The following is a 17,588-nucleotide window of genomic DNA, read 5'->3' as shown; positions in this document are numbered from 1 at the left end:
TCTCTATGTCACAGCGTCACCCGCGAGAGGGTGAAGACGCTGAAACAGCAGGGGGTGACCCACCTACCCCTTCTGTTTCAGCCTCTCCACCCCCACGTTGCTGACAGCCAACTGACATCAACGGTGACATCAACATCCTCGGATCGCACTGGACGCCTGAGCACGCCGGGGCAGGCCGGCCGTGTCGCCTCCGCAGCGCAGTTCTGCCCCCGTCGAGCCTGGCTCGCGGCCGATCGTGCGGTCAAGGCTGCGATGATGGCAAACTCCCGCCCGGCCGAAGGGATGACCGCACGCGAGGTTGCGTGTGCCCCTTCTGAGTGCCGAGCGGCGCGAGGATGCTCATCGCGTTGCCGTGGGAGCTGCCGGGCAGCTGATGCCCCAGGCGGCGTCGGACGCCGTCTCGCTTTCCGGACGGAGCACATGCTTGAGAGGTTGGCGGGCGCCTGCCTGCCGTGTGCGCGGATGAGGCGGGGCCCGTGGCTCGAACGATAGGTTCCGCCATCGACATGCCACCGCCACCACGTGCTGGAGTACCTGGCCGAGCCGCGCGGGCGACACGGCCGAGGTGACCGCTATGTTGACCGCTGATCACCGGGAGGTGACCGCCACATGTGGCACGTATGTGGCGCGGCGCTGTCAGGCAGATTCGGGGTGACCGCCCGGACTGTCGTCCGCGGGATCACCGGCGGACTGCCCATCGACCACTTCGTCATCCAGCCAGGCGAATGCATTGGCTACTGCCTTGTTGTCAGTCCCGAGTATCTGCATGCTAATCCGGATCAGCGCGTAGAGCTGGTCCACCCATGAGCTTGCTAGTTCGACATTTTCGCCCGAGTTGAGAGAGAGGCTCGGAATGAGGTGCCCCCCGTGTAGTACATTCAGGCAACGCTCCATCGAATGTGTCTCAATAGACCACCATTCAGAATGTGCGACGCCGCTCGCGACTTGGTATGCCTGTCGGTAGAGATCGATCATGCCGCACTCATCAGCCATTGCCCGGATGGACTTCCCCCCGGCAAAAGAGTCGCGAGTGTCGACCACTCGGTGATCCAGTGTCCGGTCGTTGTGACTCAACCTGTTCAGTTCTCTCAGGGCTTCCTCGAAGTCAGACTCTCTCGCATCTTCGGGAAGCTCGCCCAAAATTCGTGCGTACAGCTTTGCCTTCCCAGCCCCGTAGTCTTGGAAGACGCGATATATCGAGGGGTCCTGCTGTGCCATCCACTGGATGTAGATGCGCACCTCCACGAGCACTCGGACGATGTGAGCGCCATGCTCCATACACCACAAGTCCGGAGCGCCGAGCGCCGTGATCACATCGCGCCCGGCGCGGGCGACGAGCCCAGAATGGACCTCCTGCCTCTCTCGGTCGTGGAGCCGGGCCGGTGAGGTTTCGAGAGCTTCCACGTAGCTGGCGAGAAGGTCCATCGCCAGCCGACGAAGGCGAGCACCTCGCTCTGGTGGCGTGCCCGGTGCCGGTACTTCGCCACTCGGGGTCGACGGGTTTGGCGGGTCTACCACGCCTTCTTCGAGTTCGATCTCATCCGTTTCGACTTCGCGCCGCCTCATGCAGCGTGAGGTCATTGAGTTCGATCCCCAGAACACCTTGGCCCACCTGATGGCGTCCGCGAAGTGGCTCTCGCTCTTGTGGAGCAGTAACGCCTTTTGTGCGCCCCACATCGCCCGTACGATCGAGTCCGCCTTGGTGCGTGTTTCGGGATCACCTGGATAATGCTTGAGTAACTCGATCGTGTCGGGGGTGGTGCTTAGGGTGCCAGCTTGGACGGCACTCCAGATGTACAAACATTTGATCAAGGCTTCGCGGTGCCCGTCCCTAAGTATCTGGAACACTGCCCGTGCGAGCAAATCCATCTCTTCCCGGCGAGGGGGTAACATCTCGCGATCTACAAGCCAATCGCCAGGGCGAAGAGGATAGGAGGCCAAGGCGTTCTCGACCGACTCGGGAAGTAATCCGTGTTCCTTGGCCCTCGCCTTGATCACAGCTCTCGCGTCCGGAATCTTAGTAACGAGTCGGTCAAGGCTTGTGAGCCTGCCATCAAGACCATCTGCGATAATGCGCGGCTCGGCCTGTCCTGCGAGGTCTACCTGAACGTCCTTCTGCCAGCGTGCGAATCGCAGGACTTCCCGGTTTCCGAGCTCGGACAGCGTGAGCACGGGCCACAAGAGGTCCGGCAGGTCGTCCCGGACCCAGTCTCCAATCTGCAGCAGATCGGTTGCGGCGAGCGGCGACCGGTAGATTCGGCCCTTCTTGACATGACCAGAGAGCGGCCCGGACTTCTGATTGGGGCGTGGAAGCGTCACGCTGATCAACCGTAGGGCCTAGGCCCTTCACATGTGAGGCGTTTTCCGACCGTGAGGAGCTGGACGCGTGATGCGGCCCATGCGGACGTCGGTCCGGTCCCGAGCGAATCGATGCGGTGACACCGGGACATGCCAGGGCTGTCACAACTGTCACTCGGCCGGCTCTGACCGGCAGTGACTTGAGTGACAGGGGTGTGACAGACAGGTGGGCGCTGTCCCTCCCACATTCTCTCTATGTCACAGCGTCACATAGGAGCGGCGGAGATGCTGAAACAGTAGGGGGAGCTGCCCCCTACTGTTTCAGCCTCTCCTCCCGACGCTGACAGTCGACTGGCATCAAAGTCCCTGGATCGCGCTGGACGCCTGAGCACGCCGAGGTGGCCCGAGCCGGTCATCCCACAGGTGACCCAGCCGATAGAGGCGACCCGGGAAGCCCGGACCGAGGCGTCCAACCAGCGGTGATGTGGGAGCGAGATGGGAGCGCCATGGGAGCGGCAGGTGATGTCAGAGGGGGCCAGTAGCGCTTCACCGAGGAGCTCTACCTGCGGGTATGTCTAGTACCAAGCAGGCCCTGGAGCCGTGAGCTTTGTTCGCATCGAGGGGGTCAGGGGTTCAAATCCCCTCAGCTCCACCAGGAAATCGCAGGTCAGAGGCGCCGATCACGTACGTGATCGGCGCCTTTGTCTGTTCGACGTCGGATTCGCCGAGGGCGGCGGCAAGTGCGAGCGCCTGGAGGATCAGCGCGTCCTCGTGCTCCGGGTCGTTGGACCTTCGTGGGTAGCCGTCCCCAGGTCGGCGCGGGACGACGTGGAAGTGGAGATGCGGGACGGACTGACCGGGTGAGCCGTTGTTCAGGACCACCGTCGTACCGCTGGCGCCGAACGCCTGCCGGACAGCGGCGGACGTCCGCCGGACCATCTGAAGCATCGGACCGCAGTCCAGGTCGGGCAGGGAGTGCAGATCCTGAACGTGCCGGCGTGGTACCACGAGCGCGTAGCCCGGCCCCGTGGGCTGGTATCGCCCCATGAACACGGCGAACCGTCCGTCGTCGAACGCCAGCGGCTCACTGCGGCACCGTCCTTCGAGCGCATCGCAGTACCCGCAGCCCGGTACTTCGCTGTAAGACATGGCTCATCTCTACCGAACCCGAACGGCCGCGCCGCGACCCACCCGGCGGCGTAGCGTTTTCGCGTCTCAGGTCGCCGGTTCTGCGCCCGGCACGTGCGTGAGGGATCGAAGGGGTGAGCGAGCCGCCCAGAGGAACCCGAGCAGCATGCCGGCACCGCTGAGGATGAGCGTGGGCCGCAGTCTGAGCGCCGTACCGAGCAGTCCGCCCAGCAGCGCGCCGAACGTCTGGCCGCCGATGACGAGCGTCCGCCACGTGGCCGTCACCCGGCCCAGCAGGTGGTCGGGGACCAGGGCCTGCCGGAGGGTTCGTTGCGGTACGGCGAACAGCGGCAGTCCGAGGCCGGTCAACGTCTGCCCGAGGAACAGGACCGACGCGAGCAGCACCATCGGACCACCAGGGGCCGCCAGGACGAAGCCGGCCAGGGAGACGAGCAACTGGCCGACGATGTAGGAGCGGCCGGGCCCGAGCCGGTCGCTGAACGCCGGTGCGACCAGGGCACCCGCGACCGAGGCCACTCCGACGACGGTGACCGCGACCCCGACCAGGAACGGGGACAGGCGTAACTCCCGGACCATGTAGAGGACCACCAGCGGCCCCTGCATCGCTCCCGCGACCGCACCCAACGTCGCCGACACGGCAAGCGCCGACATGAGCGGATTCCCGAAGACGGCACGGAGGCCCTCGGTCAACTGCGCCCGCATCGGGGCCGAACGCGGCCGCGAATCGTCGCTTCGGACCGGGTGGGACGGCTCCCGGATGAGGAACGAACACACCGCCGAGACCAGGTAGGAGATGGCGTCGAGAGCGATCGCGATCGGTGCCGTCACGAGTTGGACCAGGCCGCCCGCCACCGACGGACCGGCCGTGGCGGCCACCGTCTGGTTGAGCATCGACGCGCCGTTGGCCTCCATCAGCCGCTTCCGGTCGACCAGCGCCGGGACAAGCGTCGTCGATGCCGTGTCGGAGAACAGCGTCAGTGCGCCGGCGAGGAAGGCCACCGCGCAGAGGTGCTCGATGCGGAGGAGGCCGAACGCGCCGAGAACCGGGATGGTGCCCAGCAGCAGGGCTCGCCCGAGGTCCGCGACGATCAGTATCGGCCGCCGCCGGAACCTGTCCACCCACACGCCGGCCGGCAGGCCGAAGAGCAGATGGGGCACCACAGTGAGGGCGGAGAGTACGCCCATCTGAAGCGGCGAAGCGTGGAGTACGACGACCGCGGTGAGGGGCATCGCCACCGTCGTCACGGCGCTCCCGAACGACGAGGACGCCTGGCCCGTCCAGAGTTTGGCGAACTCCCGGTTGCTCCGCAGGACCTCTGTCCAGCGCCACAGCATGCGCGACCTCCGCCTCGGTCGTCGGGGACGTGGCTCACAACCTGCCAGTTCCAGCCACGCTGATCGAGGGTCATACGCCCAGAGCAGAGCCGCCGGCGATGTACCTTGCTGGTCATGCGCACCCATGTGTACGTGGCCGAGTCGCGCCGGATGCCTCCCCGCTAGGCGGAGTCCTCGCCCGAATGTCCCAGCCGCGACCCGCATGCCGCTGCGTTTCTGAGACGTAGGTCCGTCCTGCAGCCGTCCGTGCGGCGCTACGTCCACTCGTTGATGCGACGTGGGCGATCCAGCCCGTTCGGGCCAACGCTGTTGGCGGACGTGGGAACGTGCGGGTCCACACAGGGGAGCCGCGCACAATGCAGGAGCCGAAGAGAAGGAAGTCTCGATCGAGGACCCGGTCTCGCCGGGCGCACTGGAAGACGACCGTGCCCTCGCTCGTTCGATGCGACAACAGGGCCTGTCGAGAACTCAAGCTGGCACATCGAGCGTGTCCCCGATGCGGTCAGTACCGAGGTAGGTGGGTCACCGCCTGACCTACGAACGTGCGCGTCCCGGGCGGTCCTGGCCACTGGCGGCCCGGGACGCGTGCGAACACGTGCGGGCGTCGAGGGTGGAGAAGGTGCCCACCGAAGCGCTGGTCGGTGGGCAGTTTCTCCACCCTCGGCAAGAAGACCGCCACGGAGGCGACGAAGGCGGGGTCGGATCGCCCGTTCGCGAGTCGGCCGGCGCGGGGACTGGCTGTCGGATCCGCGGACTAGGGTCGCGGGATGGTGCCGTCCAACCCCAGCCGTCGCACAGCCGCCGCCAGTCCCGCTGCCGCCACCAGCGGTGCCGCGAGCAGTCGTGCAACCGCCGCCGGTCGTGCAACCGCGGGCCGCACCAGGGCAGCCGGCAAGCAACGGAGCCCGGCCGGGCCACGGCTTCCGAAGGTGCTGTCGTCTGCCGTACTCCCCGACCACGACCTCGAGGACGAGGCCCACCTTCGTCGGCTCGCCTACGCCGACGTGGCGCTCTCCGACCGCGATGCCGCCTCGGTCGACGTCGAGGAGTGCGAGTTCACCGGTGCCGACCTCAGTGGGTCGGCTCTCACGAAGACGACGTTCGCGGACTGCCGGTTCCAGCGTTCCGATCTCGCCAACCTCGCCACGACGTCCTCCTCGCTGATTCGCTGCGAGCTGCGCGGCCTGCGGACGACCGGGCTGCGCTGGACCGACGGGACGCTGCGCGACGTGGTGTTCGAGCAGTGCCGGATGGACCTTTCGGCGTTCCGGTTCACGTCGTTCACGAAGGTGCACTTCGTCGGCTGCAACCTCACCCAGGCCGACTTCACCAACGCCGACCTCAAGGGCGCGCGGTTCGTCGACTGCAACCTCACCGGGGCGCAGTTCGCCCAGGCCGACATGGTCGGGACTCGGCTGCACAACTGCGTCCTGGACGGCGTACGCAGTGTGGCCAGCATGCGGGGCGCCGTCATCGACCCCAACGACCTGATGGCACTGACCTACGCGCTGGCCAACGCACTCGGCATCGTCATCGAGACCGACGCCGACGCCGACGTCACCGGCACGGAGTAGCGCGCCGCGCCCAGCAGTCGGCGCCCAGCAGTCAGCGCCCAGCAGTCAGTGGTGCTGTCGGCCGGACCCGCGCAGCCCGGCTCCGCGCTCGGAGCCGTCCTCGTGGACCGTCGTGTACCGGCCGTCGTGGTAGACGAGCGGCGTGTGGTCCCCGTACGTCGCGTGCGTGATGCGCGCGACCACGAGGTGGTGGTCGCCGGCCGGATACCGGTGCTCGATGACGCCCCGTAGATGGCTCGGCGCGTCGACCAGGAGCGGCTCCCCGGTCGGCAGCCGGGTCCACCGGGTCGGACCCGCGAAGCGGTCGACGCCCCGGGTGGCGAACCTCGCCGCGATGTCGTGCTGGTCGGCGCCGAGGAGGTTGACGACGACGCTTTCGGCCGCGGCGATGACGGGCCAGCACCCGGAGGCGGTCGAGAGCGCGAACGACACCAGCGGCGGGTCGAGTGAGACCGAGGCCAGCGAACTGGCGGTGAACCCGATCGGACCCTCACCGGCGTCGGCGGTGACGACGGAGACACCGGTGGCGTAGCCGCGGAAGACGGCGCGGTAGGTCTCCGGCGAGACACCGGCGGGCGCATCGATGCAGCTGGTCATGGCGCCTCCAGGCAGGTACGCGGATCCCGCTGGGAATCAGTCCGGTTCCGGCCCCGCGATGGGCGCGACCGGGGTGAGCGGGGTGCGGTCGGTCGGCGCGGGGGCGGCGTTGGCCCGGCGCGGGCGCGGACGGTGGGACGACGGCACAGGCGTAAGCAGGCGAAACAGGCGAAGATCGCGAGTTCAGGGTACGGCTCCGCGTCCAGAAGGGCGTCGCGAGGCCCACGCGCGAAGTGGTGCGAAGATGCCGACTTGTGTCGACCGTCCGGGTTCGCCGGAATGCGCGCAGTGAGGGACGTGGGGCGGGCGACTCCGAGCTTTGTGAGAGAGCCGTAACCTTCAAGTGTCCTCAGTCGCCGGAGCGATGAAAGTCGCCTGCCCAAGGAGGTGGATGTGCGCTTCCTCCACGATCGGGTCCCGGAACAGGACCTCACCTACAGCGACGTCTTTCTCGTACCCAATCGGTCCGTCGTGTCGTCCCGGCTCGATGTCGACCTGCGCACCGTCGACGGCAGCGGGACCAACATCCCGATCGTCGCGGCCAACATGACGGCGGTCTCCGGCCGTCGGATGGCCGAGACCATCGCCCGCTGCGGCGGCCTGGCGGTGATCCCCCAGGACATCCCCGTCGACGTGGTCGCCGACGTGGTCGGCTGGGTGAAGGAACGCCACACCGTCTACGACACCCCCATCACGATGGCGCCGAGCGGGACCGTCGGTGAGGCGCTCAACCTGCTGCCCAAGCGGGGCCACAACGCTGTCATCGTCGTCGACGACGGTCACGTGATCGGCGTGGTCACCGAGGCCGACTGCGAGCGGGTCGACCGCTTCACGCAGCTGTCCCGGGTGATGTCGACCGAGCTCCTCACGCTCCCGGACGGGATCGACGCCGAGGACGCGTTCAACGAACTCCACGACGGCCGGCACCGGCTCGCCCCGATCGTCGACTCCGACTCCCGGATCGTCGGGATTCTCACCCGGGAGCGTGCCCTGCGTGCGGCGCTCTACGCACCCGCCGTGGACGCGGACGGCAGGCTGCGGATCGGCGCCGCCATCGGCATCAACGGTGACGTCGAGTCGAAGACCAAGGCGCTCCTCGCCGCGGGCGTCGACATTGTCGTCGTCGACACCGCCCACGGCCACCAGGAACGCACCCTCGAGGTGCTCCGCCTGGTCCGCCGGCTCGATCCGCACGTCCCGGTCGTGGCCGGCAACGTCGCCACGGCCGAGGGAGTGACCGATCTCGTCGAGGCCGGCGCCGACATCGTGAAGGTCGGTGTCGGACCAGGCGCGATGTGCACCACCAGGATGATGACGGCCGTCGGGCGGCCGCAGTTCTCCGCGGTCCTCGAGTGCGCCGCCCGGGCCAGGGAACTCGGCAAGCACGTCTGGGCCGACGGCGGCGTACGGCACCCGCGTGACGTCGCCCTCGCCCTGGCGGCGGGTGCCTCGAGCGTCATGGTGGGTTCGTGGTTCGCCGGAACCTTCGAGTCACCGGGGGACGCGCACCGCGACAACGAGGGCCGGCTCTACAAGGAGAGCTTCGGCATGGCCTCCGCCCGCGCGGTGGCCCTGCGTACGGCGGAGGACACGCCCTTCCAGCGAGCCCGTAAGGGCCTGTTCGGCGAGGGCATCTCCAGCGCCCGGATGTATCTCGACCCCGAGCGACCGAGCGTCGAGGACGTCCTGGACGGCATCGTCGCGGGCGTGCGAAGTTCCTGCACCTACGTCGGTGCGGCGACCATCGAGGAGTTCCACGCCAAGGCGGTCGTCGGCGTCCAGAGCGCGGCCGGATACACCGAAGGGCTCCCTCTCGCCACCAGCTGGTGATCTCGCCGGCCCGCTCGCGGCGGCTCCCGCAGCCCTCCCGGTGCGGATGGGACGAAGACGCCCAAGGCGAACGTCCCGTCGCGCGGTGACCTATGGCACTCCTGACCGGTGGTGCGCAGATGCTGAAGTGAACTCGCAGGGGAAACCCTTCGGCGCAGCGGCATGGCAGCGGGGGTGTTCGATGCAGTGCCGCGCCGCGGGCGAGAGGGGTTTCCCTTTGCCGCGTCAGGTTCCGCGCCCGCAGTTCGGGGGGAGCCGGGGGGAGGTCCGATGTTCACCGTCGCAGTGGTGGGGAGTGGGGGCACCGGACCGCAGGCCTGGGATGTGGGTCCGCGGGTCGTGGCGCGGTTGGTTGGCGACCGGCTGACCGGGGGGCAGTCGGTCGCTGATCACGCACCAGCAGCCGGCGAGGAGATCGCCGGCGAGCCGGTCAAGGCCGGACCGGGTGGGGCCGGTCCGGCCACCGGGCAACGGGCAGCCGGGACCTCGGTCACCGGCGTCGGGGCCGCCGGAGCCGGTGTGGGAGGCGACCTCTCGGACTTCGAGATGGTCGGTGTGGAGGTGCCCGAGGTGCCCGGCGTCCGGCTGCTCGCGAGCACTGATCTTCCGGTACGTCTCTTCAGCGCGGACAGCGGTCTCGACGAGCTGATCATGGTCGAGTCCACCCAGGAGGGCGGCGTACCCGGCACGATCCGGCAGTCGGTGATGGAGACCCACGGATCGGCCGTGCCCGACCCGGCGACCGGAACGGCCGGGCTGTTCGGCCTGCTGACCTCGCTCCACCTGCCGCCGCGGGTGGTTGTCTTCTCCGTGGAGGCCGGCGCCGAGGGCGTCGACGCGCCTGTCGAGGCGGCGGACACCGCGGTGGACGACGTTGTACGGATGGTCCTCGCCGAACTGCGGCGCCTGGATCCCCGGCGTACCTCCGCGGAGCACTGAAACCCGGGCCCTCGGCTCGGGAGCGGACAGACCCGGATCCTCAGCAGCGCTCGTAGAGGACGGCGAGGATGTCACGCGCGGACACGATTCCCACCACCTCACCCTGGGCTCGGAGCGGAACGTGGCGGATGGACGCGTGCCGCATGAGCCCGGCGACGTGCAGGATCGGATCGGTGGGCGCGGCCCAGACGGTGTCGACGCCGATCACGTCCGCGGACCAGACCTCATCGGGGTCCCCACCGCCGGCGACCGCCCGGACGATGTCGCGTTCGGAGATGATCCCCAACGGTGTGGACTCCCTCATCACCACGAGTGCGCCGACGTTGGCCTCGGCGAGCGTCTCCGCGGCGGTGCGCAGCGAGTCCAGGGCGTCGACCGTACGCACCGGGTAGCTCATGATGCGCTCGACCGGGTCGTGTTCGCCGATCGGCGTCCCGGATTCGCTGTCGTCGACCGCGCCCTGGTCCTGGCCGGCCGGGACCAGCGAGGTGTCCGGTCCCGGGTAGAGGAACGACTCGTGCCCGTCGTCCCAGCCCACGCGGTACTGCGGTGAGTCCGGGCTGCCGAGGACCTCCCGGACAGTGCCGTGCCGCCGGTCCGTGCCGTGCGGATCGGTGCGTACGACGATGCGGTCGCCGACTCGGGCGGACATCCTCACTCCAGCGGAGACGTCGCGCCAGGCGCGTCGTCCATCATGGAGGTCTCCCTCTCGCGAAGCCGGGCACTGCTCAGGGGCTGCGTGCTTGGCGCGCCGCGAGACCTCCTCGAGGTGCGGCTCTCTCACCTTGGCGGTGGAGGTGGGGGCCTCCGTAGGGGCGAAGGTCCCTTGTGGGACAGGCCGTGTCGCCGAAATCGGGACGGGCGAAACCGGCCCGCGGCAGCGAGGTAGGCGAGCCCCGTGCTCAGGCGGTGTCACGCTGCCAAGGTGACCTTGGCAGCGTGGGGTAGGTCAGCCGGCAGGGCCCGGACGCCCGGTAGAGCGTGCGGAGCATGCCGATCTCCGCGGCCGTCTTCATCACCTCGGTGTTGACCCAGGCCGCGACGTACCCGAACGGTCGGGTCCCCCGAAGGAACCACTCGCTACGGGCGCTGGAGTCGAGTTCCGCGTCGTCGAGGGTGCCCAGCTGCCGGCTCCAGCGCTCCTTGCACCCGCGCAGCCACTCCGTCGCGGCGTCGGTGTCGCCCGGCCAGTCGCTCTCGCGCCAGAGCGGCGGCTCACCGCCGAAGCAGCGCAGCGACGTCTGCGTCCACCACGAGCCGGCCCGCCAGGTCAGCCAGGCGATCGAGCGCGGGGGTTCGGGCTCGTCGCCGACGCCGGGAATGGGCCAGTCTGCGACCCAGCGTCCGTCGGGTCCCCGACGGACCGTCCAGGTACGAGGGGCCGGCTCCCACAGGCACTCCACGTCGTCGAGATCCGCGAGATGGAGCTCCAGCAGGGACCAGGCGATGTCGAGCTGCCACCGCAGTACCGCGATCCGGGGTCCGTCAGCCATGGTCCTTGCCTCCCTCGAGCCTTATCGTCGTACGCCAGATGACAGGGGCGACGCGCCGCGATCATGTCACCATCGTCACGGCGACCGCAGTGGGTTTTCGGCCCACGTTCGGGAGAGGGGCAGGTGCGGCGATGGCGGCAACACTGCGGTGGCGGGCGCTCGAGGCCGGCGACGTTCCCCTGCTGGCCGCGCTCGCCAGCCGCTGTCTGCGGGCGGACGGCGGCTCGCCCGACGCCGCGACGGCCTCCTTCGTCGACCGTTCCTACCTGCTGCCGGGCAAGTCGACGGTCGGGGCCGTCGAGCCGGGCGGGCAGGTGGTTGCGGCCGCGGCGGCCCGCCGCAACCGTGACCGGCTCGACGCGGTCGGTCAGGTGGATCCCGCGTGGCGCGGCCGAGGGCTGGGGCGGGAGCTGTTCGGCTGGACATGTGCACAGGGCGGCGACGCGTGCACGTTGCGTATTCTGACCGAGGCCGTGACGCCCGCGGCGGAGCGCCTGTACGCGAGGTACGACCTGACCCGGGTGTTCGCCGAGGACGTCATGCGGCGCGACCTGACCGTCCCGTCGCCCGACGTCCCGCTGCCCGCGGGCGTGACCGTCGAGGCCTGGTCCGACGGCGTGATCGCCGACTTCTTCACCGCCTACGCCGGGAGTTTCGGCGACCGGCCGGGCTTCCCGGGCTGGACTCTGAAGCAGTGGGTCTCCTGGACCGTCGACGAGGAGTTCCGCCCGGACCTGTCGATGGTGGCCCGTGCCGCCGACGGCCCCGTCGGGTTCCTGACCTGCACCACCGACCTGATCGTCCAGGTCGGCGTCCGACCGGACTGGCGGGGACGCCGGCTCGGCGCCGCGCTCGTGGCGGGCGCGCTGGCGACCATGCGTGCGACCGGTACGACGCAATGCCACCTTGACGTCAACGTCGACAACCCCGGCGCCGCACGGCTCTACCGCCGGCTCGGATTCGTACCGATCGGGCGGCGGGCCCGCTACGAGGCAGGCCTCAGACCCAGGAGGTGAACCACATCCGCTGCCGCCACGCGTCGTACGGGATCGTCTGCCCGGTGAGGAGCGGATAGATGTAGGCGAAGTTGAGCACGACCAGCAGGACGACGCCGCCGAGCACGGCGGCCCCCCACATCCGGCGGATGGGTGAGGCGTCCCGCGGTCCGAGCACCTTGCCCAGAACGAGGGTGAGCCCGATGATCATCCAGGGCAGGATGATGATCGCGTAGAAGTTGAAGATGGGCCGGTTGGCGTACTGGAACCACGGCAGCCAGGTCGCCGCGACGCCGACCACCGGGATGCCGAAACGCCAGTCGCGGGCGGCGAGCCACCAGACCAGGCAGGCCACCAGCGCGACCACCGACATCCACCACAGCACGGGCGTACCGATCCCGAGGATCTCCTGGACGCAGCGGTTGGTGCCACCGCACCCGGCGCCGCCGACGTTGTCGGTCCAGTCGAACGACACCGGCCGGGCGACCACCAGCCAGCCCAGCGGGGACGACGCGTACTGGTGCTTGTCGGTCAGATGGGTGTGGAAGTACCAGATCTCGGCGTGGTAGTGCCACAGCGAGCGGATCGCGTCGGGCAGCAGGGCGGAGAGCCCGTGCGCGGGGTTGTCCCGCCCCCAGGTCCGGTCGTAGCCGTCGGCCGAGGCGAGCCACCCCGACCACGAGACGACGTAGACGACGACCGCGGTGCCGGCCACCGTCAGGAACGCCACCGCCGCGTCGAGGGCGAGCCGGGCGAGGTTGGCGCCCCGGGCGAACGCCGCACCGACCGCGCGCCGTGCGCCGACGTCCCAGGCCCAGGTGAGCAGTCCGAACGCCGCGAGCGCGATCGCGGCGTTCCACTTGGTGGCGCAGGCGACGCCGAAGCAGAGCCCGGCGACCAGCCTCCAGGGCCGCCACAGCAGGGTCGGACCCCACGTTCCCGCCGCGACCCGACCGAGCGGTTCGGCGGCGTCGGCGAACCTCCGGCGCGCCCAGTCGCGGTCGATCAGCAGCACGGCGACCGCGAGCAGCAGCCAGAACATGGCCGGCAGATCGAGCAACGCGATCCGGCTCTCGACGAGGTGCAGGCCGTCGAGGGACAGCAGGAACGCCGCGACGCAGCCGAGCAGCGTCGACCGGGTGAGCCGACGGACGAGCCGGGCCATCACCAGGATCGACAGCGCACCCATGATCGCCACCGCGATCCGCCACCCGAACGGGTCCATGCCGAACAACGCCTCGCCGGCCGCGATCATCCACTTGCCGGCGGGTGGGTGGACGATAAACGCCGGACCGTCGAAGACGTCGAGGTCGCCGGCGAGGATGCGCTCGTTGGCCTTGTCGACGAACTGGTGCTCGACCCCGAACTTCAGCAGGCTGAAGGCGTCCTTGGGGTAGTAGGTCTCGTCGAAGACGAACTTCGCCGGCCGGCCGAGGTCCCAGATCCGCAGGACCGCCGCGAACGCCATGATCAGCAGGGGACCGATCCAGCCCCGGATGCCGTCATCGGGCAGCGGGGGGCACAGGCGTTGGCGGAGCGGGGGGAGGGGACGTCCGTCGGGGTCCCGCCCGGCCACCAGCACCTGCTGGCCACCGGACCGGCCCTGCGGCGCGTCCCCAGCGCGCTCGGAGGCCGTCGTCGTCATCCGGGCAATCGTACGGACACTGCCTGGGCGCGGCCCGCCACCACCTGAATGGGAGGATGGCGAGGTGGCGGCTTCGGAGGAGTCGGGTGTGACAGGCCCTGTCAACGCGGTCGGCTCAGGCGGCGCGGGCGGCACCCTCGTGCTCGCCGCCACCCCGATCGGCAGCCGCGACGACGCCCCGCCCCGGCTGCTCACCGAACTCGCCGGCGCCGACGTGATCGCCGCCGAGGACACCCGGCGCTTCCACACTCTCGCCACGGCGCTCGGCGTGCGCCCGAGCGGCCGGGTGGTCTCCTACTTCGAGGGCAACGAGGCTCGTCGTACGCCCGAGTTGATCGAGGCGCTGCGATCAGGGCTGCGGGTGGTCCTGGTCACCGACGCGGGGATGCCGTCGGTCTCCGATCCGGGATACCGCCTGGTCGCGGCCGCGGTCGAGGCGGGCATCCGGGTCACCGCCGTACCCGGTCCCTCCGCCGTTCCGACCGCGCTCGCGGTGTCCGGACTGCCGGTCGACCGGTTCTGCTTCGAGGGGTTCCTGCCCCGGAAGCGTGGCGAGCGCGCGGGCCGGCTCACTGAACTGGCCGCCGAGCGCCGGACGATGGTCTTCTTCGAGGCGCCGCACCGGCTGGCCGCGGCACTCGGGGCGATGGTGGAGGCGTTCGGCCCGAAGCGGCCGGCGGCGGTGTGCCGGGAGCTCACCAAGACCTATGAGGAGGTACGCCGGGGACCGCTGGGCGCGCTCGCGGAGTGGGCCGAGTCCGGCGTCCGCGGGGAGATCACCGTGGTGGTCGGCGGCGCGCCGGCACCCGACCCCGCCGACCTCGACGACGAGGAGCTCGCGCGCAGGGTGACCGCCCGGATGGAGGACGGTACGCCGAAGAAGGACGCGATCCTCGCCGTCGCACGGGAGGCCGGCGTTCCCAAACGGACCGTCTACGACGCGGTCCTCTCCTCCAGGTGAGTACTCCTTCTCCGCCTCGCCATCGCGGCGCGGGCGACCCGCTCACCCATCGACCCTGATCCGCGGGACAGACCCTAGGATCGCTCTCATGGTCGATGCGGCACAGCGCACGGAAGCTGGCGAGGGCAAGGCGTTCTACGTCACGACGCCGATCTACTACGTCAACGACGCGCCACATATCGGGCACGCCTACACCACCGTCGCGGCCGACGTCCTGGCCCGGTGGCACCGCCAGCGGGGCGAGAAGGTCTGGTTCCTCACCGGCACCGACGAGCACGGCCAGAAGGTCATGCGCACCGCCGACGCCAACGGCGTGACTCCCCGCGAGTGGGCCGACCGACTGGTCGAGAACGCCTGGAAGCCCGTGCTCCAGACCATCGACGCGAGCAACGACGACTTCATCCGTACGACCGAAACGCGGCACACCGAGCGGGTTCGGGAGTTCTGGCAGCATCTGTACGACGCGGGCGAGGTTTACCCTGGCACCTACGAAGGGCCCTACTGCGTCAGTTGCGAGGAATTCAAGATCCCCTCAGAACTCCTCGACGGCCCCGACGGTCAGAAGCTGTGCCCCATCCACGGCCGACCGGTCGAGATGTTGAAGGAGACCAACTACTTCTTCAAGCTCTCCGAATACACCGAGAAGCTGCTCGCCCATTACGAACAGCACCCGGAGTTCGTCCAGCCCGAAAGCGCCCGTAACGAGGTCATCGCCTTCGTCAACCAGGGATTGCAGGATCTCTCGATCACCCGGTCGACCTTCGACTGGGGAATTCCGGTTCCGTGGGACGACGAGCATGTTCTCTACGTCTGGATCGACGCGCTGCTCAACTACGTCACGGCCGCGGGATACCGCACGGATCCGCTTCTGTTCAAGCAGGTCTGGCCGGCTGACGTTCACCTCGTCGGCAAGGACATCCTCCGTTTCCACGCGGTGATCTGGCCCGCGATGTTGATGGCCGCGGGCCTGCCGTTGCCGACCACCGTCTTCGCGCACGGCTGGCTGCTGGTCGGTGGCGAGAAGATGAGCAAGACCAAACTGACGGGGATCGCGCCGAGCCAGATCATCGACACCTTCGGCTCGGACGCCTTCCGCTACTACTTCCTGCGCGCGATCCAGTTCGGGTCCGACGGGTCGTTCTCCTGGGAGCACCTGAGCGCCGTCTACACCGCCGAACTCGCCAACGGCCTGGGCAACCTCGCGTCCCGGGTCGCCGCGATGGTGGGCCGCTACTTCAGTGGCGCGCTGCCGGCCTCCGCCGACCACGGACCCGCCGAGCAGGTGCTGGCCGACAGGCTGGCCGAGACCGTACGAGTCGCCGACGAGGCCATGCTGGCGCTGCGTTTCCACGAGGCACTGGCCGTGATCGAGTCCTTCGTGGGCGCCGTCAACGGCTACCTGACGGAGCAGGAGCCGTGGAAGGTGGCCAAGGACGACTCACCGGAGGGTCAGGCGCGGCTGTCCACGATCCTCTACACCGCCGCGGAGTCGCTGCGGGCGATCGCGGTGCTCCACCGTCCGGTGATGCCGAAGAGCGCCGCCTCCCTGTGGGACATGCTCGGCGCCCGGGAGAGCCTCGGCGAACTCGACGTCCAGCCCCTCACCAACTCCGGCCGCTGGGGCGTGCTCCCGGCGGGCTCGGTCCTCACCAAGGGTGCGCCGCTCTTCCCGCGGATCGAGGAGCCGGAGACGCCGTGACGTCCACGCCGGCGTCCGGGCCGACCAGGGCGCGTGCGGACGCCGAATCCCGCCGCGACCGCCGCCGGCCCGAACCCCCCGAGCCGCTGCCGCGACCGGTGGCCGACTCCCACTGCCACCTCGACATCGCGGACGGTCCGGACGGGCAGTGGCTGCCCGTCGAGGAGGCGGTGGCGATGGCCGCCGCGGTCGGCGTACCCAGGATCGTCCAGATCGGCTGCGACCTGCCGGGCGCACGCTGGGCGGTCGAGGCGGCCGACCGGTACGACGCCCTGGTCGCCGGCGTCGCCCTCCACCCCAACGAGGCACCCGTGCTGGCCGCGTCCGGCGATCTTGATGCCGCGCTGGACGAGATCGACCGGCTCACGGGCTCCAGCTCACGCGTCCGCGCGGTGGGGGAGACCGGCCTCGACCACTTTCGGACGCCAGAGGATGGCTGGAAGGTCCAGGAGGACAGCTTCCGGGCCCACATCGCCCTCGCCAAGAAGCACGGCAAGGCGCTCGCCATCCACGACCGGGACGCCCACGCCGACATCCTCCGCGTCCTGGCGGAGGAGGGCGCACCCGACCGGGTGCTGATGCACTGCTTCTCCGGCGACGCGGAGATGGCGCGCGAATGCGTCCGGCGCGGCTACTACCTGTCGTTCGCGGGCACCGTGACGTTCAAGAACGCCGAACCGCTGCGCCAGGCCCTCCGCGAGGTGCCGCTCGAGCGGGTCCTGGTGGAGACCGACGCGCCGTACCTCACGCCGTCGCCGTATCGCGGCCGCCCGAACGCGAGTTACCTCATTCCGATCACGGTGCGTCAGATCGCCCAGGTCAAGGACGTCGACGTCGACACTGTCTGCACATCCATCGCCGCGGCCACCGCGGCGGTCTTCGGCACCTGGTAGGTCGCTCCGGACCGCCGAGGCTCGCCCTTCCTGGCGCCGTCCCGGCCGCCCGAGGCTCCCTCCCGACGCCCCGGCGGGAACCCTTCCGACCCCCTGCCGCCGGGCCCGACGTCGGTCCGAACCCGGCCCGAATCCGGCTCGAAGACAGCCCGAACGCGGCGCCCGACCTCGGCCCCGGGT

Annotated in this window: 15 protein-coding genes and 1 tRNA gene; 9 read left to right on the top strand and 7 right to left on the bottom strand. The window is 69.5% G+C overall.

What is annotated here, in order from left to right:
- Positions 1–636: 636 nt before the first annotated feature.
- Positions 637–2,319: a DUF5677 domain-containing protein gene (locus HEB94_RS53975; protein WP_192755173.1), complete on the bottom strand. Its 1,683-nt coding sequence runs from the start codon at positions 2,317–2,319 to the stop codon at positions 637–639.
- 573 nt (positions 2,320–2,892) lie between these two features.
- On the opposite strand from HEB94_RS53975, the gene HEB94_RS43020 reads away from it, so the two are divergent.
- A tRNA-Leu gene (locus HEB94_RS43020) sits at positions 2,893–2,953 on the top strand.
- Here the strand turns inward: HEB94_RS43020 and HEB94_RS43015 are convergent.
- A complete protein-coding gene (locus HEB94_RS43015) occupies positions 2,932–3,447 on the bottom strand; it encodes an HIT family protein (protein ID WP_192755172.1) in 516 nt (171 codons plus the stop codon). The genes HEB94_RS43020 and HEB94_RS43015 overlap by 22 nt on opposite strands.
- Before the next feature lie 66 nt (positions 3,448–3,513).
- The gene (locus HEB94_RS43010; RefSeq protein WP_192755171.1) at positions 3,514–4,782 is read right to left on the bottom strand and encodes an MFS transporter; all 1,269 of its coding nucleotides are present in this window, start codon (positions 4,780–4,782) and stop codon (positions 3,514–3,516) included.
- 356 nt (positions 4,783–5,138) lie between these two features.
- Here HEB94_RS43010 and rpmF point away from each other — a divergent pair, with 356 nt between their 5' ends.
- Together rpmF and HEB94_RS43000 are read left to right on the top strand one after the other, a co-directional pair.
- Entirely contained in the window at positions 5,139–5,315 is a 177-nt protein-coding gene (rpmF, locus tag HEB94_RS43005; protein WP_192755170.1) for a 50S ribosomal protein L32, read from the top strand.
- Between the two features lie 396 nt (positions 5,316–5,711).
- A complete protein-coding gene (locus HEB94_RS43000) occupies positions 5,712–6,356 on the top strand; it encodes a pentapeptide repeat-containing protein (protein WP_192755169.1) in 645 nt (214 codons plus the stop codon).
- Between the two features lie 45 nt (positions 6,357–6,401).
- On the opposite strand, the gene HEB94_RS42995 is transcribed toward HEB94_RS43000, so the two are convergent.
- Positions 6,402–6,953 carry a flavin reductase family protein gene (locus tag HEB94_RS42995; protein WP_192755168.1) on the bottom strand — a complete coding sequence of 184 codons (552 nt, stop codon included), beginning with the start codon at positions 6,951–6,953 and terminating at the stop codon, positions 6,402–6,404.
- Between the two features lie 393 nt (positions 6,954–7,346).
- Between HEB94_RS42995 and HEB94_RS42990 the strand changes: the two genes are divergently transcribed.
- Together HEB94_RS42990 and HEB94_RS42985 are read left to right on the top strand one after the other, a co-directional pair.
- Positions 7,347–8,783: a GuaB1 family IMP dehydrogenase-related protein gene (locus HEB94_RS42990; protein ID WP_192755167.1), complete on the top strand. Its 1,437-nt coding sequence runs from the start codon at positions 7,347–7,349 to the stop codon at positions 8,781–8,783.
- Between the two features lie 270 nt (positions 8,784–9,053).
- Positions 9,054–9,722, top strand: a complete 669-nt coding sequence (locus tag HEB94_RS42985) for a hypothetical protein (protein WP_192755166.1) — start codon at positions 9,054–9,056, stop codon at positions 9,720–9,722.
- Positions 9,723–9,762: 40 nt separating this feature from the next.
- Here HEB94_RS42985 and HEB94_RS42980 read toward each other — a convergent pair whose 3' ends face one another.
- Together HEB94_RS42980 and HEB94_RS42975 are read right to left on the bottom strand one after the other, a co-directional pair.
- Positions 9,763–10,374 (bottom strand): CBS domain-containing protein, encoded by a 612-nt coding sequence (locus tag HEB94_RS42980; RefSeq protein ID WP_192755165.1) that lies wholly within the window; start codon positions 10,372–10,374, stop codon positions 9,763–9,765.
- A 250-nt stretch (positions 10,375–10,624) separates the two neighbouring features.
- On the bottom strand, positions 10,625–11,215 hold the full coding sequence (locus tag HEB94_RS42975; RefSeq protein ID WP_192755164.1) for a DinB family protein: 591 nt from the start codon (positions 11,213–11,215) through the stop codon (positions 10,625–10,627).
- A 131-nt stretch (positions 11,216–11,346) separates the two neighbouring features.
- On the opposite strand from HEB94_RS42975, the gene HEB94_RS42970 reads away from it, so the two are divergent.
- Positions 11,347–12,231 (top strand): GNAT family N-acetyltransferase, encoded by an 885-nt coding sequence (locus HEB94_RS42970; protein WP_192755163.1) that lies wholly within the window; start codon positions 11,347–11,349, stop codon positions 12,229–12,231.
- On the opposite strand, the gene HEB94_RS42965 is transcribed toward HEB94_RS42970, so the two are convergent.
- Positions 12,215–13,855 carry a dolichyl-phosphate-mannose--protein mannosyltransferase gene (locus HEB94_RS42965; RefSeq protein ID WP_192755162.1) on the bottom strand — a complete coding sequence of 547 codons (1,641 nt, stop codon included), beginning with the start codon at positions 13,853–13,855 and terminating at the stop codon, positions 12,215–12,217. The two genes, HEB94_RS42970 and HEB94_RS42965, sit on opposite strands and share 17 nt — an antisense overlap.
- Positions 13,856–13,943: 88 nt before the next feature.
- Here HEB94_RS42965 and rsmI point away from each other — a divergent pair, with 88 nt between their 5' ends.
- From rsmI to HEB94_RS42950, 3 genes are all read left to right on the top strand, one after another.
- Positions 13,944–14,816, top strand: a complete 873-nt coding sequence (rsmI, locus tag HEB94_RS42960; protein ID WP_337918374.1) for a 16S rRNA (cytidine(1402)-2'-O)-methyltransferase — start codon at positions 13,944–13,946, stop codon at positions 14,814–14,816.
- An 88-nt stretch (positions 14,817–14,904) separates the two neighbouring features.
- On the top strand, positions 14,905–16,515 hold the full coding sequence (gene metG, locus HEB94_RS42955) for a methionine--tRNA ligase (protein ID WP_192755161.1): 1,611 nt from the start codon (positions 14,905–14,907) through the stop codon (positions 16,513–16,515).
- Positions 16,512–17,408 (top strand): TatD family hydrolase, encoded by an 897-nt coding sequence (locus HEB94_RS42950; protein WP_192755160.1) that lies wholly within the window; start codon positions 16,512–16,514, stop codon positions 17,406–17,408. Before metG ends, HEB94_RS42950 begins: the two co-directional genes overlap by 4 nt.
- Positions 17,409–17,588: the final 180 nt, after the last annotated feature.

Source organism: Actinopolymorpha pittospori (assembly GCF_014873875.1).
Taxonomy (GTDB): Bacteria; Actinomycetota; Actinomycetes; order Propionibacteriales; family Actinopolymorphaceae; genus Actinopolymorpha; species Actinopolymorpha pittospori.
The sequence above is the reverse complement of the archived record's forward strand: the minus strand, read 5'-3'. Positions and strand labels throughout refer to the sequence as shown.